16 protein-coding genes and 1 tRNA gene are annotated in these 25,223 nt (G+C 42.8%); 15 read left to right on the top strand and 2 right to left on the bottom strand.

The genetic code is table 11. The features are described 5' to 3' along the window. A partial coding sequence (locus QZ576_RS18545) for a hypothetical protein (RefSeq protein ID WP_297099813.1) occupies positions 1 to 780 on the top strand: 780 nt, incomplete at its 5' end. A gap of 533 nt (positions 781 to 1,313) precedes the next feature. Here QZ576_RS18545 and QZ576_RS18550 read toward each other — a convergent pair. Continuing rightward, positions 1,314 to 1,387, bottom strand: a tRNA-Asn gene (locus tag QZ576_RS18550). Positions 1,388 to 1,592: 205 nt separating this feature from the next. On the opposite strand from QZ576_RS18550, the gene QZ576_RS18555 reads away from it, so the two are divergent. From QZ576_RS18555 to QZ576_RS18615, 13 genes are all read left to right on the top strand, one after another. Continuing rightward, complete coding sequence (locus QZ576_RS18555) at positions 1,593 to 2,069, top strand: superoxide dismutase [Ni] (protein ID WP_297099815.1); 477 nt, start codon at positions 1,593 to 1,595, stop codon at positions 2,067 to 2,069. A 196-nt stretch (positions 2,070 to 2,265) separates the two neighbouring features. After that, complete coding sequence (locus QZ576_RS18560) at positions 2,266 to 3,690, top strand: M17 family metallopeptidase (RefSeq protein WP_297099818.1); 1,425 nt, start codon at positions 2,266 to 2,268, stop codon at positions 3,688 to 3,690. Between the two features lie 124 nt (positions 3,691 to 3,814). Continuing rightward, positions 3,815 to 4,921, top strand: coding sequence for a 4-hydroxythreonine-4-phosphate dehydrogenase PdxA (gene pdxA / locus QZ576_RS18565; protein WP_297099821.1), 1,107 nt, complete (start codon positions 3,815 to 3,817; stop codon positions 4,919 to 4,921). A 12-nt stretch (positions 4,922 to 4,933) separates the two neighbouring features. After that, positions 4,934 to 5,515 carry a Holliday junction branch migration protein RuvA gene (gene ruvA / locus QZ576_RS18570; protein ID WP_297099823.1) on the top strand — a complete coding sequence of 194 codons (582 nt, stop codon included), beginning with the start codon at positions 4,934 to 4,936 and terminating at the stop codon, positions 5,513 to 5,515. Between the two features lie 85 nt (positions 5,516 to 5,600). Continuing rightward, the gene (gene sprA, locus QZ576_RS18575) at positions 5,601 to 13,070 is read left to right on the top strand and encodes a cell surface protein SprA (protein WP_297099825.1); all 7,470 of its coding nucleotides are present in this window, start codon (positions 5,601 to 5,603) and stop codon (positions 13,068 to 13,070) included. Between the two features lie 438 nt (positions 13,071 to 13,508). Continuing rightward, entirely contained in the window at positions 13,509 to 14,918 is a 1,410-nt protein-coding gene (locus tag QZ576_RS18580) for an anthranilate synthase component I family protein (protein ID WP_297099827.1), read from the top strand. Between the two features lie 95 nt (positions 14,919 to 15,013). Further along, positions 15,014 to 15,589 carry an aminodeoxychorismate/anthranilate synthase component II gene (locus QZ576_RS18585; RefSeq protein WP_297099829.1) on the top strand — a complete coding sequence of 192 codons (576 nt, stop codon included), beginning with the start codon at positions 15,014 to 15,016 and terminating at the stop codon, positions 15,587 to 15,589. A 129-nt stretch (positions 15,590 to 15,718) separates the two neighbouring features. Next, positions 15,719 to 16,714, top strand: a complete 996-nt coding sequence (trpD, locus tag QZ576_RS18590) for an anthranilate phosphoribosyltransferase (RefSeq protein WP_297099831.1) — start codon at positions 15,719 to 15,721, stop codon at positions 16,712 to 16,714. A 20-nt stretch (positions 16,715 to 16,734) separates the two neighbouring features. Next, a complete protein-coding gene (gene trpC / locus QZ576_RS18595; RefSeq protein WP_297099833.1) occupies positions 16,735 to 17,517 on the top strand; it encodes an indole-3-glycerol phosphate synthase TrpC in 783 nt (260 codons plus the stop codon). A 96-nt stretch (positions 17,518 to 17,613) separates the two neighbouring features. Continuing rightward, positions 17,614 to 18,243 carry a phosphoribosylanthranilate isomerase gene (locus tag QZ576_RS18600; RefSeq protein ID WP_297099836.1) on the top strand — a complete coding sequence of 210 codons (630 nt, stop codon included), beginning with the start codon at positions 17,614 to 17,616 and terminating at the stop codon, positions 18,241 to 18,243. A gap of 29 nt (positions 18,244 to 18,272) precedes the next feature. Next, complete coding sequence (trpB, locus tag QZ576_RS18605) at positions 18,273 to 19,454, top strand: tryptophan synthase subunit beta (protein WP_297099838.1); 1,182 nt, start codon at positions 18,273 to 18,275, stop codon at positions 19,452 to 19,454. 102 nt (positions 19,455 to 19,556) lie between these two features. After that, positions 19,557 to 20,339 (top strand): tryptophan synthase subunit alpha, encoded by a 783-nt coding sequence (gene trpA / locus QZ576_RS18610; RefSeq protein ID WP_297099840.1) that lies wholly within the window; start codon positions 19,557 to 19,559, stop codon positions 20,337 to 20,339. A gap of 200 nt (positions 20,340 to 20,539) precedes the next feature. Then, the gene (locus QZ576_RS18615) at positions 20,540 to 20,731 is read left to right on the top strand and encodes a hypothetical protein (RefSeq protein ID WP_297099842.1); all 192 of its coding nucleotides are present in this window, start codon (positions 20,540 to 20,542) and stop codon (positions 20,729 to 20,731) included. A 152-nt stretch (positions 20,732 to 20,883) separates the two neighbouring features. Here the strand turns inward: QZ576_RS18615 and QZ576_RS18620 are convergent, their stop codons facing one another. Further along, a complete protein-coding gene (locus QZ576_RS18620; RefSeq protein ID WP_297099844.1) occupies positions 20,884 to 21,360 on the bottom strand; it encodes a GNAT family N-acetyltransferase in 477 nt (158 codons plus the stop codon). 702 nt (positions 21,361 to 22,062) lie between these two features. On the opposite strand from QZ576_RS18620, the gene QZ576_RS18625 reads away from it, so the two are divergent. Then, the gene (locus QZ576_RS18625) at positions 22,063 to 25,218 is read left to right on the top strand and encodes a TonB-dependent receptor (RefSeq protein WP_297099846.1); all 3,156 of its coding nucleotides are present in this window, start codon (positions 22,063 to 22,065) and stop codon (positions 25,216 to 25,218) included. Positions 25,219 to 25,223: the final 5 nt, after the last annotated feature.

Below are 25,223 nucleotides of genomic sequence, written 5' to 3' on the forward strand. Positions count from 1 at the left end.
ATTCCGATCGACAAATACATGGTTGGGAACTGGGAATTGGATGAACAAAAGGATGTTACTCTTAAATTCTCTTACAAACACGATGAAAACGATTTGATATTTTCGGAGAGATGGACAGACATATCAGACCGTTTAAGCGATTTAAAGGAGCCGGTATATAACTGGTATGAATTGCCAAATGTAGAAGATCCTCAGCTGGGGGATATCCGCTACCTGACAAGCCTGGATGTATATGCTGAATATAAACTAATGAATATATCAGATCCCGATCCAGTAGGTCAGAGTGAAGTAATAACCGATGCGCTTGGATGGCAACATTTCTCAATCGGATTTCAACCGGGTTTTTACAATCCGGATAAAACTGAAGAAGAAGAAATAAAAACTTGCTTCAGCACGATAATCTGTGATCCTTACCCAATGGTTTTTCAACCCGGCAACCTGGAAGGTATCAGGTTTGCGTTCCAGAAATTTGAACCGCGTCTGTTATTTTACAGAGGTAACAATATTGCATTAAATTCTACCTCCAACCTTTCGCTCTCATGGGATAAAGAAGAAGTAGGACTCTTTACAAAAAGGTGGGCACAATGGAATCGGTTCTGGAGCAAAAGACAACCGGTCACAAGACAAGCTCAATTACCTCTTAATCTTATTACACACATAAAGGAGAACATTACAAGCAAACTGTCCAGCAATGAAGGAGAATTCATTATTGAAGAAATGGAAACCGAGTTTTCCCTTCACAGCATTGGCCCAACTCTTATAAAAGGATATAAAATATAACAATACCTGTACAGTCTTCCCCAATAATCTCACACTACCATATTCGTCTCTCGGATTAACCTGTATTACCTCTGAGCCCTGATGACATTCATTTTTATATTCCCACAACCTAATCTGCAACACAGACAGAAGCCTTATTCATCAATACCAATACCATATTTCATTATAGAATAGATTGAAACAAAATTGAACATTCTCACAGCATATAAGGCAAAATCGAGAAACCGTAATTACGAAACAGTTTTAGGGCGGCGCAGGCTATTTATAAAGAGAATGACAGAAACACTCACCTTCCTAATAGCTAAAACGCTGATTTACAGACATAACACTTTTTGCCCATGTCAGACGATATTTTTATTTAGAAACATTCTAAACAATGCGTTGATTTGCCGGAAATTTTAAAGAAAAATACTCTTAAAAAACACAGGAACAAGAGTGTAAGTATTACCAAAATCATACACCATTCTCTCTTTTAAACTCTCTTTTAAACAAAAATAGCGCACTGATAATCAGCACGCTATGAATTTAAAAAGCTCCCCAGGTTGGACTTGAACCAACGACCTACGGATTAACAGTCCGCCGCTCTAACCAACTGAGCTACTGGGGAAGGTTTAATTCCCTTTTTGAGAACGTTTGCTTTTCAAAAGCGATGCAAAAGTAATAGCTTTTCTTAAAAGTCAAAACTTTTTTCTAAAAAAAATCAATTAAAAATTCTATTCCCTATCGAAGGAAAATATCAAACAAACTCAAACCATATTCTACTTTTATTGTTATACAGACAGTTATTAAATACAAACATTCAAAATAGAGAAATGAAAAAAATTACAAAACTTTTTTCCGCGGCCTTAATCATGGGCATTATTGCACTTTCAAGTTTTCAGGCAAAAGCACATTGCGAAATTCCTTGTGGTATTTATGGCGACTCGGTTCGCATTGCCCTGTTATACGAACACATTGAAACCATTGAAAAATCGATGAACCAGATTAACGAATTATCGAAATCGGAAAATCCCGATTACAACCAGTTGGTTCGTTGGGTAATGAATAAAGAAGAGCACGCCAAAGAAATGCAGGAAATTGTAAGCCAGTATTTTTTGCACCAACGTGTAAAAATTACTTCATCGGCTGATGAGGCTGCCTACCGCAAATATGTAAAACAACTGGAATTGTTACACCACCTTTCGGTATTTGCAATGAAGAGCAAACAAAGCACCGATTTAAGTATTATTGATACGCTTCGCGAAAAGCTGCACCTTTTTGAGCATGCTTATTTTGGCGACGATCATTAATAAACACAATAACAAAACAGAATAAAAGGGCCTTTAATAAGGTCCTTTTTTGTATCTGTCATCCTCCACAACAAGCCGTTAAAACCCGGTGCAGGAAAAGTTATCCGATGAATTAACAATTCGCTGTCAACTGTTTACTTCATTTCAGCCAAAACAACTTGTATTTAATCCTTATTTTAGCTTAAAATTTAAAACTATGATCCCAAAAATATCCATTACCACCAAAATAGCGGAGGAGAGTTCTTTGGCCTGTTTGTGCACCGATTTAAAAGAAACAGCCTCAATCCAACTCGCCGAAAACGAAAAGACATTCCTGCAAAAGAAGTTTGAAAAAGAAGATACATGTACGATTACGCGCATTCCGAACCTTCTGTTTTTTGGCAAAATAAAAACCGATAAAGAAAACTACCTGCAGGCAGAGATGGCAAGAGTAGCCGGTACAAAACTTTACGATGCTCTTAAGTCGGCCGGAGAAACATCGGTTCAGCTAACCAGTTTTTGCGAAGCTGATCTTTTAGCTGATTTTCTAGAAGGATTACTGCTGAACACCTACACTTTCGATAAATACAAAAAAGAAAAAGAGGCATTTCAACTTGAAAATATTTTAATCGTTAGCGAGAAAATCACTGACGAGAAGATCAACGAGATTGTAAATACAACCAAGGCGAATTTCGCCGCTCGCGATTTGGTTAACGAACCGCTGTCGTTTTTAACCGCCAGTCAGTTCTCAAAAGAAATTGAAAAACTAAGTAGCGAAGCCGGCTTTTCACTCGAGGTTTTTAATAAGAAAAAAATTGAAACCCTTAAAATGGGCGGACTTCTGGCAGTGAATAAAGGCAGTATCGATCCGCCAACGTTTAACATCCTGGAGTGGAAACCTGAAAATGCCACAAACAAACAAGCCATTGTTTTGGTGGGAAAAGGTGTTGTTTACGACACAGGTGGTTTAAGCCTAAAACCTACACCAAACTCGATGGACTACATGAAATCGGATATGGGCGGAGCCGCCGCCATTGTTACGGCAATCTATGCTGCTGCGTTGAATAAACTTCCGCTACATATTGTTGGTCTCGTTCCGGCAACCGACAACCGCCCCGATGGAAATGCCTACGTTCCGGGCGATATCATAAAAATGTTCGACGAAACCACGGTGGAAATCAAAAACACCGATGCTGAAGGACGACTCATTTTGGCCGACGCATTGAGCTATGCAAAAAAATATAAACCACAACTGGTAATTGATTGCGCTACTTTAACCGGATCGGCCGATATTATTGCAGGGCCGCATGCAGCAGTGGTAATGGGCAACACCGCTCAAAATGTGGAACAATTGAAAGAGTCGGGATTAAACACCTTCGAGAGACTGATTGAAGTTCCGCTTTGGGAAGAATATGCCGCGCCGCTAAAATCGCCAATTGCCGACCTCAACAACCTTGGCACCCGCGAGGGACAAACAACAATTGCCGGAAAGTTTCTGGAACATTTTACTGATTACAACTGGATACATGTTGATATGGCAGGCCCCGCTTTTAGAAAAGAAAAAGAGGCGTACCGGCCGGCCGGAGGAACAGGATTTGGTGCCCGATTACTTTATGATTTTCTGAAATCACAAGCAAAATAAAACCACGTGGCGCAAGCACGAAAAGCGTGGAAATCATGCATAAATAAGATCATGCTTATTTAAATTAATTAAATTAACTTTGCGACACTTTATAATAAGGGCAAATTTTCTGAAATAAAATACAATGGCAAAACAAGATACAATACGCATAGGAATCACTCACGGAGATATAAACGGAATTGGATACGAAGTAATCTTAAAAACGCTTTCCGATCCCCGTATTCTCGAAATGTGTACACCGGTTGTTTATGGCTCTCCAAAAGTGGCAGCCTACCACCGCAAAGCACTGGATATAAACGATGTAAGCTTCAACCACATTCGCAACACCAAAGAATTACTTCCAAGAAAAGCAAACATCATAAATTGTGTTGACGAGAATATTCGTGTGGAACTGGGAAAATCAACCACCGAAGCCGGAGTTTCGTCTTTTGATGCGCTTGACCGTGCTACCAGCGATCTTCAAAAAGGATACATCGATGCGCTGATCACTGCACCGATCAACAAAGACAATATTCAAAGTGAAGAATTTAATTTTCCGGGACACACCGAGTTCCTGGCACAAAAATTCGACACAAAAGATTACGCCATGTTAATGGTGAGTGAGTCGCTGAAAATTGGTGTGGTAACAACCCACATTCCAATTTCAAAAGTTTCTGAAAGTTTGAATAAAGACATCATCCTTTCAAAGATCAGGATCATTGCAAAATCGCTTCAGCAAGACTTTGCCATTACCAAACCACGAATTGCTGTTTTCGGATTGAATCCGCATGCCGGCGACAATGGTTTGATCGGTAAAGAAGACAAAGAAATTATTCTTCCGGCCGTTATTCAGGCTAAAAAAGAAGGCATTATGGCGCTTGGGCCATATCCTGCCGATGGTTTCTTTGGATCGGAAGATTACCGTAAATTTGACGCAATTCTGGCCATGTACCACGACCAGGGCTTAATTCCTTTTAAACTGGCCTCGTTCGAACGTGGCGTAAATTACACAGCCGGACTTCCAGCCATTCGCACATCGCCGGCTCACGGTACTGCATACGCAATTGCCGGAGAAGGAAAAGCATCACCCGAATCTTTCCGCCAGGCTTTGTACCTTGCTATCGATGTTTACAAAAACCGGAATATTTACAGCGAGATCAGTAAAAATCCGCTGAGAAAATATGACATTAACCCGAACCAGGTTGATGAAAGTGTTGATATTGAAGCATCAGAAGAGGAAGATACATTATAAAAAAGCTTTGCTATGTACGAATTCATTAAGGGTAACATTGCCGAAATAAGCGCAACAAATGTTGTGATTGAAACTTCCGGCGTTGGCTACTTTGTTCATATTTCATTGAACTCTTACAGTGCGCTCAACGGGAAAAAAGAAGTGAAAGTTTTTTTACACCAGGTAGTTCGCGAAGATGCCCATACATTGTATGGTTTTGCCACCACCACCGAACGTGAATTGTTTCGCAATCTGATTTCGGTGAACGGAGTTGGTGCCAACACGGCAATTATGATGCTTTCGTCGCTAAATCCTGATGAATTAAAAGCCGCAGTAACCACCGAGAATGTGGCTGTTTTGAAAGCTGTAAAAGGTATCGGAGCAAAAACTGCACAACGTATCATAATCGACCTAAAAGATAAACTCGGAAAAATACCCGATTCGGGGCAAATTTTAGCTGTTGCAGACAATACTATCAGGAATGAATCGTTATCTGCATTAGTCATGCTTGGTTTTGCGAAAAAAGATGCAGAAAAGATAGTATCGAAGATACTTCAGGAGCAACCTGACGCGAACGTTGAGAGCGTAATAAAACAAGCATTGAAAAGGTTATAAATTTACCATTTTCGAAAAAGAAAAACCTGACAAGAAGTAGCAACCATTTTTTTCGAAAAGCCTTTGTTGTAGTAATTTTAATGAAATGACACTTAGCCGAAGTTTACCTAAAATATTCTTCATTCTATTCGTATTTTTTGCCCTTTCAGTTCCTTTCGAAGGAGAAGCTCAGGAAGTGCCTGAAATAGATACAACGGGCACATTGCCCTACCCTTTCAAAGATCAGCCGGCATTTGGATATCCGGAACAGGATTCGTCGAAATTATACCTCAGTAAGCCCAACAACATTAAGTACGAAATTGAGTACGACCCGATTACTGGTCAGTACGTTTTTTACGAAAAGGTGGGTTCGTTGAATTATCGTTTGCCACAAAGTATGTCGCTCAACGATTATTTGGAATACGATTTCGATAAATCGATTCAGGATTACTGGCGATCGAGAACGCAGCAGGAATCGATCGATGCCCGCGGCGGACTGCTCCCGAAACTAACAATTGGAAGCGAGGCGTTTAACCGTATTTTCGGAGGAAATACCATCAATATTCAGCCGCAGGGTTATGTTGAAGTAAGTTTTGGCTACCAGGTAAATAAAACCGAAAACCCATCGATTCCCGAACGTTTACGAAAAGTTCCAACTTTCGATTTTGACGAGAAAATTCAGATGAACGTAACCGGCCAGATCGGTACAAAAATGAATATGCGGGTGAACTACAACACCGAGGCTACTTTTGATTACGAAAACAAAATGAACCTCGAGTACACCGGCGACGAAGACGAAATACTACAACGCATTGAAGCGGGTAATGTGTCGTTACCGCTAAACGGTTCGTTAATAACCGGAGCCTCGAACCTTTTTGGTGTAAAAGCCGAAATGCAGTTTGGGAAATTAACAGTTACAACACTTTTCTCGCAACACCGCGGCGAATCGAAAACCGTGGAAACCGAAGGAGGCGCGCAGGTTGCTACTTTCGATATTTCGGCGGCTAATTACGATGCCAACCGCCACTTTTTCCTGGCACAATATTTCCGCGATCACTACAACGAATGGCTACAAAGCACGGCTATTCCGCGTTCGCCCATCACCATTAACAAAGTGGAAGTTTGGGTAACCAACAAATCAAACGATTTTGATGATTCGCGAAACGTTCTGGCTTTTCAGGATTTAGCCGAACACGATCCGCACATTTACAACCCGATTCCGCAGTTTCAGCAAAATAACGGGCTGCCTTACCCGCAAAATTTATTCCCGAGCAACCAGGCCAACGGGCTTTACAATGAAATGAACACCACTTACAACAGTGTTCGTCAAGTACAGAACATCACTGGTGTAATGTCACAATTCGGGGACGATTTTAAAGGTGGAACCGACTTTGAAAAAATTGAGCAGGCACGCAAACTGAACGAATCAGAATTTACCATTAACAAACAGCTGGGATATATCTCGTTAAACAGTGCTTTGAACACGGATGAAGTTTTGGCAGTTGCCTTCAACTTTACCTACAACGGTCAGACCTTTCAGGTGGGTGAATTCTCAACCGATGGTATCGATGCACCGCAAACGCTGTTCATGAAATTGCTGAAAGGCACCAACTTGTCGCCGGGTAAACCAACCTGGAACCTGATGATGAAAAACATTTATAACCTGAATGCCTATCAGTTAACCAGCGACGATTTTGAGTTGAATGTGGTTTACCAAAACGATTCTACAGGAACTTACATAAACTACCTGCCTGCATCACGAATTCAGGGACATATTCTTTTGGAAGTAATGCGGTTGGACATGCTCAATTCGCAGCTCGACCCGACAAAAGACGGGGTGTTCGACTATGTTGAAGGCATAACAGTGAACTCCAACACGGGGCGTATCATTTTCCCGGTGGTTGAACCATTTGGTAGTCATTTGGCCGATTCCATTCAAAATCCGGCAGACATTGAGCAATACACTTTCCAAACCTTATACGACTCAACGCAGGTAAAAGCCGAGCAAGATGCCGAGCACAACAAATTCCGACTTACCGGTAGTTACAAAGGCTCGTCAAGTTCCGATATTGCACTGGGAACTTTAAACCTTACGCAAGGTTCGGTGACCGTTACTGCCGGCGGACAGGTGCTTACCGAAAATGTTGATTATACCGTTGACTACACGCTGGGACGAGTGAAAATTATAAACCAGGCACTGCTCGAAGCCGGAACTCCGATACAAGTTGCTACCGAAAGCGAGGATCTGTTTACCATGCAGCGCAAAACCTTGATGGGAACGCATGCCAACTATGCTTTCTCCGATAATTTCAACATCGGTGCAACAGCCCTTTGGATGAACGAGCGCCCGTTAACGGAAAAAGTGGATTATGGTGAAGATCCGATTTCGAACCTGATGTACGGAATGGATGCCCGTTACAACACCGAAGCGCCATTTATTACCAAAGCATTAGACGCGTTGCCGTTTTATAGCACAACCGCCACTTCATCAATTGATGTTGAGGCTGAATTTGCACAACTGGTTCCGGGAAGTTCAAAATCGATTGACGGAGCTGTTTATGTTGATGATTTTGAGTCGACAAAAACAGCTATCGATATGCGAACCCGCTCGTCGTGGATGCTGGCAAGTACGCCACAGAACCAAAACGATATGTTTCCGGAGGCCAACCTGAGCAACTCGCTCGAGTACGGTATGAACCGTGCAAAGTTGGCGTGGTACAATATCGATCCGCTATTCCTGAGAAATAATGCGCTAACGCCCGACCATATTAAAAACGACAGAGATTTACAATCGAACCACCTTGTGCGCGAGGTGTTCGAACAAGAGATATTCCCGGAACGTGAATTTACTACCGGCGAGCCAACAAACATTGCTGTGCTCGATCTGGCCTTTTATCCGTCAGAACGTGGTCCGTACAACTACGACACCGGCAACTCGAATTTAACGGCAGGGATTAACACCGATGGTACCTTGCGCGATCCGGAATCACGTTGGGGTGGTATTATGCGCGAAATTCAAACCAGCGACTTTGAAAATGCCAACATTGAATACATCGAATTCTGGATGATGGACCCGTTCGTTAACGACACAATGGGCGACGATTCTGGTGGTGACCTGTATTTCAACCTTGGAGAGATTTCGGAAGACGTATTAAAAGACTCGCGAAAATCGTTTGAGAACGGTTTGCCAACCACTGCCGAATTAACCAATGTAGACACTACTATTTGGGGACGCGTTTCAACACAACAATCGTTGGTAAATGCATTCGATAACACCATCAGCTCGCGCCAGTACCAGGATATTGGTTTTGATGGATTGAACGATGACGATGAGCGCACACATTTTGAAATTTACCTGCAGGAATTGCAGCAAAAAGTAAGCGACGATGTGTACCAGCGTGCAATGAACGACCCGTCGTCGGATAACTTCCACTATTACCGCGGTTCGGATTACGACCAGCAGGAATTAGGAATTTTGGAGCGCTACAAACAATACAACGGCCCCGATGGCAACTCGCCAACTTCGGAAATGTCGCCTGAAAGTTATCCAACTTCGGCAACTACTTTACCCGACATTGAAGACATTAACGACGACAATACACTAAACGAATACGAACGTTATTTCCAGTACCGTGTAAGTTTGCGAAAAGAAGACATGGAGTTGGGGAACAACTACATTTCGGATGTACGACGTGCTCGCGTTGAGCTTAAGAATGGTGAAATTGGCGAAGTTGACTGGTACCAGTTTAAGATTCCGGTAAATGCACCGGAGTCGGTAATTGGAGATATCAACGATTTGAACTCGATCCGTTTCATGCGTATTTTCATGCATGGTTTTGCCGATCCTACAGTTCTGCGTTTTGCCACACTCGACCTTGTTCGTGCCGATTGGCGTCGTTACACCGGCGATATTCTGGAAGACGGAGCAATTCCTTCAACAGACGCCAGTTTTGATATTTCGGCCGTTAGTATTGAAGAAAACTCAAGCCGCTCTCCGGTAAACTACATTTTGCCTCCGGGAGTTTCAAGGGTTATCGACCCTGCCAACCCGCAGTTGCGTCAGTTAAACGAGCAGTCGATTGAAATGAAAGTGACTGAGCTGGAACAAGGCGACGCACGTGCAGCATACAAATCGTTGTACATGGATTTCAGAAGGTACAAAACCCTGAAAATGGAAGTTCACGCCGAAGAAATTGACGAGTACCCGCTGGAAGATGACCAACTGTATTTCTTTATTCGTTTGGGATCGGATTATAACTACAACTACTACGAATACGAAGTACCGTTAAAACTTACGCCCGAAGGAAATTACAATGGCGATATTGAAAGCGACCGCTATATGGTTTGGCCCGACGAAAACCGCCTAAATATTCCGCTCGAGCTGTTTACTAACCTGAAACTGGAGCGTAACGACGCCATGCGAATGGAAGGCTCGATTATTTCGATGCAGGATATTTATGAAGGTTCGCACAACGGCTGGAACGACGGTAAAAACCGGGTGAAAGTAAAAGGTAGCCCGAACCTTGGTAATGTGGAAGTAATGATGATGGGGGTTCGCAATAAACGGGGACAAGTAAACACCGGTCCGAAATCGGTTATTGTTTGGGCCAACGAATTACGCCTTACCGATTTTGACGACGAAGGTGGATGGGCCGCCAACGCACGTGTTTCAACACGTTTGGCCGACCTGGGTAGCGTGGTGGTTGCCGGACGTAAACGTACTGCCGGTTTCGGGAGCATCGACGAAAATATTAACAGCCGAATGATCGACGACCTGGATGAAATCGATGTGTCGGCATCAATCGATTGGGGACGTTTCTTCCCCGAAAGAGCAGGTGTTCGTATTCCAATGTACTATGGCTACTCAAACAGTACGGCAACACCAAAATACGACCCGGTAAATCCGGATATTGAATTAAAAGAATCGCTGGCTCATGCGCGAACCAGCAGCGAAAAAGACTCGATAAAAAATATATCGCAGGATGTGATTGAGCGAAAAAGCCTCAACTTTACCAACGTAAAAGTGGAGCCGCAGCGCCAAAAAGAAAAAACGCATTTGTGGGATCCGGAAAACTTTGCAGTTACCTATTCGTACAACGAAACTTCGAAACGAAACATTACAACCGAGTACAACGTGAACAGGACGCACCGTGTGATGTTCTCGTACAACTACAGCAACCGTCCGAAATTGATTCAGCCATTTAGCAAAGTTCAGTTCCTGCAAAAAGGACCTTTGAAACTGATTGGCGACTTTAATTTCTATCCGCTGCCAACGCAGATTTCGTATCGTACCGATTTGTATCGTAAGTACCACGAGCGTCAGTCACGGAATATCACGAATCCGAACCTGATATTACCGGCTACCTACGATAAAGATTTCCTTTGGAACCGTTACCTCGACATCCGTTACGATGTTACCCGTTCGTTGAAATTTGATTTCTCATCACGAGGAACTTCGCGAATTGATGAACCCGAAGGCCGGATAAATAAAAACGACGACGACTACGAATGGAAGCGCGATTCGATTCTTACCAACCTGTGGAATTTAGGACGACCAACGCTTTACAATCATAGTTTTAATGCCACTTACCAGGTGCCTATCCGAAGTATTCGTGCATTGAATTTTATGAGTGGTACAGTTCGTTACTCGGGAACTTACGAGTGGGCTGCCGGATCGTTAACCAACGACGATATTAATGTGGGTAACATTATTACCAACTCGCGCAACCTTACGCTCACCGGTAACGCCAACTTCCAAACCCTGTTTAACAAGGTGCCCTATTTTAAAGAGGTCGACCAGAAATTCAGGCGGACAGGACGTGGACGTGGCAGCTTAAACAGCCGGAGTACACGAGGAAGAACGAACCAGCAAGCCGAGCCACTGCAACGAAAACAGGAAGAAACGTTTAGCAGCAGTGCTAAATTTACAGCCGACCAGGGCCAACAATTTGCCCACAAGCTGAATACTAAAAAAGTAAAAGTTCTGGTAACCGATGTGGATGGTAAAACTGTTCCGGGCCGTACAAATATCATTGATGCCAATACTATTGAATTTGTTCCAACGGTTGATGTGCAGCAGGCAATGCTTACGGTTACCGGAAAACGCGGCGATCAGTCGTTCATGAAAGATATGTTGGATCTGACCACACGAATGGTGATCGGATTCCGTACCTTCTCGGTAAACTACAGTAAAAACGGTGGTACCGTATTGCCGGGCTTCCTGCCAGAACCAACATTGTTTGGAACTGGCAGATTTAGTGGCGATCCGGATTGGGGAACACAAACACTCGATCCGAAACTGGCTCCGGGACTTCCGTTCCTGTTTGGATGGCAAGACCGCGACTTTGCAGTGAAAGCGGCAGAAAACGGCTGGCTGACCATCGACTCAACATTGAATCAACCGTTCCAGATTATGGAAAACGAACGGATTAATTTCCGTGCGCTGTGGGAGCCTCTCCCCGACCTGCGTATTGATTTAACTGCTAACCGTTCGATGTCGAAAAATATTACAGAGTTCTACAATTACGATACTAACTCAGGTAGTTTTGTTGCCAACAGCTACTCCGAAAGTGGAAACTTTAGCATGTCGACGTTGACCTTGGGAACTGCGTTCTTCAAAATTGGAAAAGAAGAAGTAACCAGCTCCGATGCATTTGAAAACATGAAAGACTACCGCCGCGTAATTGCACATCGTTTGGCGCAACAGCGTGGTACCAGTGCAGGTTATGATCCGAATGCTCCGAACCAAAACTATCCGGGTTTCCCTGATGGTTACGGGCCGAACTCTGTAGAAGTTCTTGTTCCGGCATTCCTTGCGGCTTATCAGAATAAAGATCCTCAGGATGTTTCGCTGGGCTTGTTCCCGTCGTTAAAATACATCCGCCCGAACTGGAGTATTCGTTACGAAGGAATGGTTTCGCGAATTCCGGGACTGAATAAAGTTATGCGTTCGTTGAATTTCCAACATACCTACCGTTCAACTTACAACGTTGGATCGTATTCTACCAACCTGAATTTTATTGCTGCTGAAGATGGCTACACCATGGTGCGCGACCTGGCAGACAACTTTGTTCCAGCCTACGATTTTAATACCGTAAGTATTGTTGAGGCTTTCAACCCGCTGATCAATATCGACATCATGTGGTTGAGCGATCTTACTACACGCGGTGAGATTAAACGTGCTCGCAACCTGAACTTGTCGTTATCGAACAACCAGTTGACCGAGATACTGAGCAACGAATATATTTTAGGATTGGGGTATCGTTTTACGCGAATGGATTTGATCATTAAAACAAAGAATTCGCAACAGGCTTACTCGAACGATTTAAATGTTCGTGCCGATATTTCGTACCGTAAAACAAAAACCATTTTGCGCCAGTTGGATGATGCCGCCGACCAGATTACTGCCGGACAAGGTAACTTTACCTTAAAAACCTATGCCGACTACCGCTTAAGTGATAAGTTTGAAATGCGTGTTTATTACGATCGTATTATTAACGATCCGTTTACCTCGCTTTCGTACCGTACAACCAATGCGAATTTTGGAGTGAGTTTCCGTTTCACGTTGGCGAACTAATTGTTAAAGCAACTTTATTTGAGAAATAGTTTTTTGAAGCTTCTATCGACAATATTTTGATATTTCAAAAAAAACGTTTTTCTTGCAGAAGATTAAAATTAAAAAATGCAAAAAATAAATACAATATGGCTTCCGTGGTGGGGTCTTCTTACGTAAGTTAGGAGTTAAGAGCCATATTGCTATTTTTAAAGATATGACAGGCCTGCTTCTAACAAGAGCAGGTTTTTTTGTTTAATAGAAAAATAATTATGAGAACAAACAATAACATTTGGTGGTGGCGTAGCAACTTTTTACAAATATCGTGAAGAGAGGATACGTCATTGCATAAATTAAAAGCGGCTCATCGGATTTCACGGTGAGCCGTTTTTAGTTTAAACACCTTGCTAACAGCATTTTTAGAATAGAAATACAAACAAGAACAAAACATAAAAAAACAAAATGGAAAAACTCAATTTTAAACCAGTCGTTCGTAAAATACTTGCCGACACCGTAACTCCGGTAAGCATTTATTTACGACTTCGCACGCTTTATCCAAAGTCGATATTGCTGGAAAGTTCCGATTACCACGGAGTTGAAAATGCCTACTCATTTATTGCTTTTAACCCGATCGCCAATTTTAAAGTCACAAACGGCGAGGTTGGCATCGATTTGCCGGGCAGAGAGAAAGAAAATTTCAGTCTTTCTCCCGAAAAGAAGTTGCACGATGAGCTGGACAATTTCTTTAAAACATTTAATGTTGATTCGGACGAGATTGAATTGCCGGCCAACGGTTTATTTGGCTACCTGAATTTCGATGCCATTCAACATTTCGAAAGCATTCGTTTTTCATCGCCAAAAACCGAAGAATACCAAACACCGGAAGTACACTACAGTTTTTATAAATATGTAGTAGCCATCGATCACCACAAAAACCAGATCCACATTGTAGAAAATTTGCTGGAAGGCGAAGAATCGCAAATGGATTACGTGCATCATTTATTGGTGAATCTGAACTTTTCAACCGCAAGTTTCGATGTACGTGGCGAAGAGAAATCGAATATCACCGACGAAGAATACATGCACATGGTTACTAAAGGAAAAGAGCACTGCTACCGTGGTGATGTTTTCCAAATCGTACTGAGCCGCCAGTTCTCGCAGGAATTTGTTGGCGACGATTTTAATGTTTACCGCGCACTTCGTTCGATAAATCCATCGCCATATCTTTTCTATTTTGATTACGGAACTTACAGTATTTTCGGATCGAGTCCGGAGGCTGAAATCAGGATAAAAGACAATAAAGCTTATATTCATCCAATTGCCGGAACATTTAAACGAACCGGAAATGATGACCAGGATCGCGAACTTGCAGAGAAATTGAGCAAAGATCCAAAAGAGAATGCCGAGCACGTGATGTTGGTAGATCTTGCCCGTAACGATTTAAGTAGAAACGCCGACAATGTAATTGTTGAAACTTACCGCGAGGTACAGTTCTTCTCGCATGTAATTCACCTGGTTTCGCAGGTTTCAGGGGAAATTACCGACGATACCAACCTGATAAAAGTACTGGGTGAAACTTTCCCGGCCGGAACACTTTCGGGGGCACCTAAGTATAAAGCAATGGAACTGATCGACAAATACGAAAACCAGAACCGTGGTTACTACGGTGGTTGTATTGGTTATCTTGGTTTTGATAATTCGGTAAACCATGCGATTATGATCCGCTCGTTTTTGAGCAAAGACAAAAAACTGTTTTACCAGGCGGGTGCCGGAATTGTTGCAGACTCGCAGGAAGAGAGTGAATTACAGGAAGTGAATAACAAACTGGCCGCATTGAAAAATGCGATTGAAATGGCTAAAGGAATAAGTTAACCAACTGTCATTTCGACGAGGAACGAGGAGAAATCTTTGACTTCAAAAGACAGTCTTCTCACTTTGTTCGAAATGACAACTAATTTGAAAAAAAAATGAAGATATTAGTTATCGATAATTACGACTCATTTACCTACAACCTGGTACATGCCATAAAAAAGATTTCCGGCCAGCCGGTTGATGTGTTTCGCAACGACCAGATTGCCTTGGAAGAGATTGACAAATACGACAAGATCGTTCTTTCTCCGGGCCCCGGAATTCCTGAAGAGGCAGGTCTTTTACTCGACATTATAAAAGCATACGCTCCAAAGAAAAGTATGCTGGGAGTTTGTTTGGGCCATCAAGCCATTGGCGAAGCTTTTGGTGGTAGTCTGCACAATATGAACCGTGTTTTGCATGGAATTGCTACACCCGTAAAACAAACCGGAATTAAAGCCCAATTATTTGAAGGTTTGCCCGAATCATTTGATGTGGGTCGTTACCACTCGTGGATAGTTCAGGACGAGCAATTACCCGAATGTTTTGAAGTAACCAGTTATGATGAAGACGGATTGGTAATGTCAATGCAGCACAAAGAATACGATGTACAAAGTGTGCAGTTCCACCCCGAATCGGTACTTACTCCGCTGGGCGAAAAAATGATCGAGAACTGGTTGTATCCAAACAAATAGTTAATCAAATTCAAAAAACTCAACTGCTTAAAAAAATGAAACGAGCATAGTTAGAAGCCTTTTTAGGACACTGAAGAACGCCTATGCGAGTTACATGAGTTACCATAAAAAATAAACAATATTAAACGAATGAAAGAAACATTACAATACCTTTTTGAAGGAAACACCCTCACCCGCGAAGAAGCAAAAGCGGCCTTAACCGGCGTTGGAAAAGGCCTGTATTCGGAAGCTGAATTTGCCGCATTTCTAACCGTTTTTAAAATGCGTCCGTTGCAGTCGGAAGAATTGGGAGGCTTTCGCGATGCCATGGTGGAACTCAGTAAAAAAGTTGATCTCTCGGATTACAATGCAATTGATATTGTGGGTACCGGCGGCGATGGCAAAAACACTTTCAACATCTCCACACTATCCTGTTTTATTGTTGCAGGAGCAGGTGTAAATGTCACCAAACATGGTAATTATGCTGCCACTTCAACCAGCGGTTCGTCGAACGTTTTGGAATTTCTGGGATACAAATTCAGCAATGAGATCGACAAATTAAAAAGCGACCTCGAAAAAGGAGGATTCTGCTTTTTACATGCTCCGCTATTCCATCCGGCAATGAAACACATTGCTCCGGTGCGACGGGCATTAAAAGTGCCAACCTTCTTTAATATTCTTGGGCCGATGATCAATCCGTCGGAACCCAAATACCAGGTGCTTGGCGTTAACAACAGTTTAAATTTCGAGCACTACAAGAACGTGTACAAAACAATGGATGTTAACTTTGCCATTGTAAACAGTGTTGATGGTTACGACGAGATTTCGCTGACTGCCGACACACACTTTGCCACACAATCGGAAGACAAACTGGTGTCTCCATCAGAATTTGGATTGCCACAGATTGCTCCTGAAAAACTTTTTGGTGGCGAATCGGTGGAAGACGCCGCTAAAATATTTATCGATGTTCTGAAAGGCAATGGTACTACAGAGCAAACCAATGTTGTTCTTGCCAATGCGGCTGTTGCATTGCAGGTTGTTTTTTCGGAAAAAACATTAACGGAATGTGTTGAAATGGCACGCGAATCTTTACTCAGCGGAAATGCGTTGAAAAAGTTGGAAGCAGTAACTAACAAGTCCTTTTAAGGCCGAGCAAATAATAGACAATGAATATTCTTGATAAAATAGTAGCAACAAAAAAACAAGAAGTAGCTGCCCAGAAAAAAGAAGTTAGCGTTGAGCAGTTGGTGAACTATCCGGCTTTTGCAAGAAAATGCAACTCGCTAAAAGAAAACCTGCTGAAAGAAGGTGTTTCCGGTATTATTGCAGAATTCAAGCAAAAATCACCTTCAAAAGGAGAGATCAATTTTTCGGCAAAAGTGGAAGAAGTTACCAAAGCTTACAATGCTGCGGGTGCTTCGTGTCTTTCGGTTCTTACAGATTTTGAATACTTTGGCGGAACATTAGCCAACCTGGCGAAAGCACGTGAAGCCAATCCCGATATCCCGATTTTGCGTAAAGATTTTATGATCGACACCTACCAGATTGTGGAAGCCAAAGCTTTTGGTGCAGATGTGATTCTTTTAATAGCGGCATGTCTTTCGAAAGAAAAGGCGCTGGAACTAGCAAAAAAATCAAAAGAACTGGGATTGGATGTTTTAATGGAAATCCACAATGCTGAAGAACTGGAGGTCGTAAACGACTACGTTGATGTTGTTGGGGTAAACAACCGCAACCTGAAAACTTTTGAGGTGAGCGTTGAAACTTCGGTGGAGCTTTCGAAACTTATTCCGGCCAGATTTGTAAAAATATCGGAAAGTGGGTTGGCAGGAGCTGCCGAGATCAAATATTTGAAAGAGCATGGTTTTAAAGGCTTCCTGATTGGTGAGACCTTTATGAAAACGGATGATCCGGGTGCGGCTTGTAAAAAGTTAATTGATGAATTATAAATGTCATTTCGACGAAGAATGAGGAGAAATCTTTTGCTTCGAAGCTCAAATGTTACAGATTTCTCTCTGCGTTCGAAATAAAAGAAATGGAACGTGATGACAAAAAATCTAAAAATAAAAGTGTGCGGGATGAAATTCACCCAAAACCGGGAGCAGGTGGAGGCACTTGGAGTCGATCTACTGGGCTATATTTTTTACGGCCCATCAAAACGATTTGTTGGTGACACACCAGATTCCGGACTCTTTCAATCTGATAAACCCAAGGTGGGTGTTTTTGTAAACGAGAATGCTTTTGAAATTCTTGGTTTGGCTAAAAACTTTGGTTTCGAATACATTCAATTACACGGCAAGGAAAATCCGAAAACCTGTGGATTGTTAAAAAACCAGGGGCTGCGTGTTTTAAAAGCCTTCCCAATAGATGATGATTTTAAATTTGCGACAACAGCGGCTTTTGAGGGACATGTGGATTATTTTTTATTCGATACCAAAACCAAACAACATGGTGGTTCGGGTAAAAAATTCAACTGGCAGATCCTGGAAAACTACACCGGGAATACGCCCTTTTTCCTGAGTGGAGGAATTGGCCCTGATGATGCAGCAGAGATAAAAGAATTAAATCATCCGATGCTTGCCGGAGTAGACCTGAACAGTGGTTTCGAAGACGACCCCGGATTAAAAAACATTGAAAAACTAAAACATTTTATTGCGCAATTAAAGGCAGAATAGATGCTGATTGCGCCAAAGCAATAAAGATTATGAAATATCAAGTAGACGAAAAAGGATATTACGGCGAATTTGGCGGGGCATGGATCCCCGAAATGATGTTCACCAATATTGATGAACTCAAGCGCCGTTACCTGGAAATTATAGAATCAGAAGCATTCAAAAAAGAATTTGATCAACTGTTAAAAGATTATGTGGGGCGTCCGTCACCGCTGTATTATGCCAGCCGCCTGTCGGAGCATTACGGCAGCAAAATCTACCTGAAACGGGAAGATTTGAATCACACGGGATCGCACAAACTAAATAACACCATCGGACAAATTCTGTTGGCACAGCAGCTGGGAAAAACTCGCATTATTGCCGAAACAGGTGCAGGCCAGCACGGTGTGGCAACAGCAACAGTTTGCGCACTAAAAGGCATTAAATGTATCGTTTACATGGGAGCGCTGGATGTTTCACGCCAGGCACCTAACGTGAAAAAGATGAAGATGCTTGGAGCTGAAGTAATTCCGGTTCACAGTGGTAATAAAACATTAAAAGACGCCACCAACGAAGCTATGCGCGACTGGATCAACAATCCGGAAGATACACACTACATTATTGGCTCGGTGGTTGGGCCGCACCCCTACCCTGATATGGTTGCACGTTTCCAATCAGTCATCAGTGCCGAGATGAAAAAGCAATTGCTAGAACAAACAGGCTCCGAATTTCCAACACGAATTTTGGCATGTGTTGGCGGAGGAAGTAACGCCGCCGGCGCTTTTTATCATTATCTTGATGATGAGCAGGTGGAACTGATCGGTGTAGAAGCTGCCGGAAAAGGAGTCGACACCGATGAAACTGCAGCTACCTTAACGGTTGGAACTCCCGGCGTATTACACTCGAGCAGAACTGTGTTAATGCAGAATGAAGACGGGCAAATTACCGAACCGTATTCAATTTCTGCAGGATTGGATTACCCGGGAATCGGTCCATTGCATGCGCACCTTTTTAAAACAGGTCGTGCGAAGTTTTTGGCTGCTACCGACGAGGAGGTATTACAAGCCGTGCTGCTTTTAACACAAAAAGAAGGTATTATTCCTGCACTCGAATCGGCTCACGCACTTGCCGCGCTGGATAAAATAAAAATGAATCCTGACGATGTGAATGTGATTAACCTTTCGGGTAGCGGAAACAAGGATATGGAAACCTACCTGAATTATTTTGGATACTAAAAAAACGAACACTGATAACACAGATTTAAATGATCTCCACAGATAATAATCAACGAAAATCTTCAAAATCAGCGTCACCTGCGTTCTATTAAAACTATTATCATGAACAACAGAATCAATCAACTTTTCGAAAGAAAAAAAGAAAACATACTCTCGGTATATTTTACTGCCGGGTTCCCCAACCTGAACGATACCGTTGAAATTATTCAGCAGCTGGAAAAAAATGGCGTCGACCTCATAGAAATTGGAATGCCTTTTTCCGATCCTACTGCCGACGGGCCAACCATTCAACGCACCAGCGAAATTGCCTTAAAAAATGGCATGTCACTCAAAGTGCTTTTCGAGCAATTAAAAACCATTCGCGAATCGGTTTCTATCCCGCTGGTTTTAATGGGCTACCTGAATCCGGTTTATCAATACGGCGTAGAGAAATTCTGCCAGAAGTGTAATGAAATTGGCATTGACGGCACGATCCTGCCCGACCTTCCGTTGGATGAATTTGAAGCAGAATACAAAACTATTTTCGAGCAGAACAACCTGCATAATATTCTGCTGATTACGCCACAAACGTCGGAAGCACGAATTCGCCAGATCGACGATGCCAGTGAAGGATTTATTTACATGGTTTCATCGTCGTCGACAACCGGTGCCGGCAAAAAAGTGGAAGATTTCCATGCCGACTATTTTGAACGCATTCAGGCCATGAACCTAAAAAATCCACGCCTCATCGGATTTGGAATTTCGGACAATGCCACTTTTACGAATGCTTGTAAGTATGCCAGCGGAGCTATTATCGGAAGTGCCTTTGTAAGCTCATTCAGCGAGAAGGCAAAAATTGCCGATTCGGTTGCACAATTTGTTAAGAACATGCTTAATCCTGCTTAATGCAGAGACCGTAAATGTTCAACAATAAAGGATGTTTTGAAACACAATTTAGATATAAACATCCTAAGCAACACTCGTTCAGCGGGATAGAAAATTGGAGCGAAAAAAGGCTCAGTTAATTAGTGTTAAAGGATATTTTACAGCATACTTTAATTCAATTTTGGATGTTATTTTTAGTAGCGAACAATAAAAATTAAGCCATGTTTGAATACGCAAAAGTAATTCTACCCAAAGTTAGTTTTAGCAAAGAATTGTTCAGTAAAGAGTTAGCCAAATGCATTAACTGGGTGGAGCCCGATCAGTTGCACAACTTACGCAACTGGTGCTATGAAAATTTTAAAGAGATGTACCCCGATGTACTGGCAGACGCGTTTGCCGACATCGCGGCTTAAAAGTATTAACCGGGCGGGATTTTATCCCGCCTTTTTTATAGCAAATTTTTTCAACAACTAGTTGACCCCACTTGGTCTTCCGCCAGCCGGTGGAGAGGAAATATCCCCCTTTGGGGGATTATAGGGGTCTAAACTGATTCGCTAGACGAATTTCAAAGCCGCTTAATCATCCAAATATCACACCCAGTATGTCCCGAATCTCCCAGAGGCTTTTCCAGTTTTTCAAATCCTGCCCTTTCGTACATTCCTACCGCGTTGTCAAACTCGGGTAAGGTTTCAATGTAAATTTCGGAATATCCCAGTTCTTTAGCCGACTCGATACTTTGTTTCATTAATTGAGTGCCCAAGCCATTTCCACGAGCCTTTGCCAGCAGGTAGAATTTTACCAACTCAGCACAACCTTTTGGTAAACCATCGGTAGGATAAATGCCGCAACAACCTAAGATCTCTCCCTCGTTTTCGGCTACCCATAAAATCGATTTTTCATGCTGAAACAACTCAAATAAATTATCGGTAGTTGGATCGGAAAAAACGGTTCCTTCGCGCGGCGCATCATACTCCACAAAAGCAGCTCTTATTAAATCGGCTAAGTGTTTATTATCGGATTTCTTTACTTTTCTAATCTTCATATTTTCTCAATCATCATTAAAACAACATCTGGCCTACCGGCACCCTAGTTCTTTTCTGATTTAAAAATAACGGATTTTATGATAGCACAAAAAACATCGTCGGCATGTGTTCCCGACCATGGAAAACATTCCAGCTTTTCTTTTCTGCCAAACAACTAACATAAAAACACCGTTTTTTGACAATTACCGCCGGTCTTTCGTCTGCCAATTACTTCATTTTATCTGCAAACAACATTCATTACACCAATAACGCTCACATCTACAGATCATTGACATTAATCGCTCTATGCTTACCGTTGGTTGATAAAAATCTCGTCGTATTTCCTCTTTCTGTAAGTTTGATCAAAAAGCTAAAAATCCGGCAAACGCTAAACAGCTATTTCCGGCATGTAAACAACATTAAACAGGGGAATTCGGGGAATTAGAAACGTTAACAGCGGCACTCCATTTATTTTACATAGAAACAGAATTAAACAGCATTTAAAATGTAAAAAGTGCAATTATCTGGCCGGCTGGCGGATAATAAACTCCCGTTTCCCCGACGGGAGTTTTCTTTTGAAAAATAACGAAAGCGAAGGGTAATAACGCTTGAGTATGAATATAAGTTTTTGTCTGTGAAACGATCATGAAATCCTCTCCCAATAAGGCAAGGATCGAAATACACGTTCCATGACATAAGTTAAAATCTACAATTTGAATCATATGAAAAAACTACTTCTATTAGTTGTGGCTTTGTTCTGTGGAGTGAGTATGTTATTCGCACAAACAAAGCAAATTAGGGGAACGGTTACTTCATCCGAAGATGGACTGCCCATTCCCGGTGTTTCGGTTGCCGTAAAAGGAACTACTACCGGAACAACCACCGACCTGGACGGTAACTACACGTTAACCGTGCCTGACGATGAAATCCTTATTTTCTCCTTTGTTGGAATGAAAAGAGAGGAAGTGCCCATTACCGACGCCACGGTTTACAACGTAACACTCGAATCTGATGTGATTGGTGTTGATGAAGTTATGGTTGTAGCCTACGGCACCGCGAAAAAGGAATCGTTTACCGGTTCGGCCGGAGTAGTCGACAACGAAGTGCTGCAAAAGCGGCCTGTTGCCGATATCTCGAAAGCATTGGAAGGACAGGTAGCCGGTGTTCAAACCACCTCAGGAACCGGCCAACCCGGCGAAGGAGCGGAAATCGTTATTCGTGGTTTTGGGTCCATCAATTCAAGCAACAATCCGTTGTACGTGGTTGATGGTGTACCTTTCGACGGGAACCTGAACTCGATAAATCCGGGCGATATTGAGTCGATGACCATTTTGAAAGATGCTTCGGCGGGTGCGCTATACGGATCACGCGGAGCAAACGGGGTGGTAGTAATTACCACTAAAAAAGGTCAGTCGAAACAATTGTCGGTGGAACTAAAAGCCACTTACGGATTTTCGAGCCGTGCTATTAAACCATACGAAACACTGGGTACTGCCGACTTTATCGAGGCTTCGTTTCAGGGTTATAAAAACGCGTTGATCTACACCGACGGTGTTCATCCTGATTTGGCCGGCCCGATGGCTGTTGAAGCCTTAAGAGGAAGCACCGGTATTTTCGGGGCCAACGAAATGTATAATCCTTACGACATGCCCGTTGCTCAATTAATCGATCCACAAACCGGACAGGTGAATCCTTCGGCGAAACTGCTTTACGAGTCGGACTGGCTCGACGAAGTGACCAACGACAATGCTACACGCCAGGAATACCAGCTGTTTATAAATGGCGGCTCCGACAACTCGCAGGTATACGCATCGGTAGCCTACCTAAAAGATGAAGGTTTGCTGAAAACCACCGACTTCGAACGTATTTCAGGAAGAATTGGCGCTGAACTTACTCCTAAAAACTGGTTTAAATACGGTGGTAATGTCAACTTCTCGAAAACAGAAACCAATTATCTGGGCTACGACGGCACCACTTCAAACTCAAACGTTTGGTATTCGGCGCAGTTTATGGCACCAATTTACCCGATTTATCTGCAAGACGAAAATGGCAATCCCATTCTTTCAGAAACCGGCGAGAAGCAGTTCGACTACGGTTTAACCCGTCCGGCTGGTGCCAACCCGAACTGGAACCCTGTAGCAACATTATATGAAGATTCGTACGAAACTACTGCAGATAACCTGTCGGGAAGATTTCATTTGAATTTATTGGGCCTTGGACTTGGCAGTTCGTTCGACGGTTTGTCATTCACTACAAACGTTGGTTTCGATTACATTAACACGAACCAAACCATATACTGGAATCCGGAGTTTGGTAACGCTGCCAACATTGGCGGATACCTGGATAAAACCAACATTCGAAGCCTTTCATACACTATTAACCAACTGTTACGTTACGAAAAAGACTTTGGCAAGCACAGTATTAATGTGTTGGCTGGTCACGAGTTTTACAAACTTACCATTAACGAAATGGAAGGTTCAAAATCGGGCTTCCCCTACTCAGGAATTAAAGAACTGGCACCGGGTTCTACAACTTCGGGGCTTACCTCGTTCGAGGATAATTATTCCATCGAGTCGTTCCTGAGCAATGTTACCTACGACTATAACGATAAATATTACCTCTCGGCAAGTTTCCGTACCGATGGTTCATCGCGTTTCCACGAAGATTTCCGCTGGGGTAACTTCTGGTCGGTTGGTGGATCGTGGCGCATCAGCGAAGAAAGCTTTATGGAAGAGATGACTTTTATCGACCACCTGAAACTGAAAGCCAGTTACGGAAAACAAGGTAACGACAATATTGGAACTTACTATGGCTGGCAGTCGCTGTACAACCTCGATTGGGCAAACGCCAACCTGAACGGTGCGTTACTTTCATCGCTCGAAAATACATCGATAAAATGGGAAGAAAACAACAACTTCAACGTGGGAGTCGATGCGGTTCTTTTCGAACGCTTTGATATTAGTTTTGAATATTACCGTCGTCGCACCGTGGATATGCTGATGGAAAAACCAATGGCAACATCGCTTGGTTTCGATAGCTACTGGGCTAACGTTGGCGAGATGCTGAATACCGGTTTTGAATTTAATGCAAACCTGAACCTCATTACAAATCCGAATTTTGTTTGGAACGCCAACCTGAACCTGACTACCTTAACAAACGAAATTGTTGAGCTGGATGGCGAAACAGATCAGATTGTAAACGGTAATATCATACAGCGTAAAGGCGAAGAGATCAATTCGTACTACCTGGCACAATCGGCCGGAGTTGATGCAGCTACCGGAGCACAGTTGTACTGGGTTTACGACCTTGGCACTGATGGATTCCCTGGCGAACCATACCTCTCTGACGATTACCAGAAAGCCTCGCAAAGCAAACTGATATCCGGCAGCCGGATCCCCGACTTTTATGGTGGCTTTGGCAGTAGTTTCAAGTTGTTTAAAAACTTCGATATGTCATTCATGACCACTTTTTCGGTGGGTGGAGAAGTTTACGAGAGTGTTTATTCAAACCTGATGAACCCGGTTTACATTGGTACTAATTACGCAGCCAATGTTGAACGTGCCTGGAGAAATCCCGGCGATATAACTGATGTTCCGCGTATTCAGAACGGAACCGGTTTTTCGCGTCCGTTTACCGACAGCCAGCTGATCGATGCATCGTACTTTGCCATAAAGAATGTAACGGTTGGTTATACGCTTCCTAAAACCATTCTGCAAAATGTGGGAATTGAAAGCGTTCGCGCTTATGTGGCAGTCGACAACCTGGCCATTTTCTCTCATCTCGATGGTATGAATCCGCAGTTTGATTTCTCGGGAACTACCGATTTCTCATACACTCCGGTTAGAACGAGTCTTTTCGGAATTGAATTAAAATTTTAAAACAA

This window comes from uncultured Draconibacterium sp. (assembly GCF_913060805.1).
GTDB lineage: Bacteria > Bacteroidota > Bacteroidia > Bacteroidales > Prolixibacteraceae > Draconibacterium.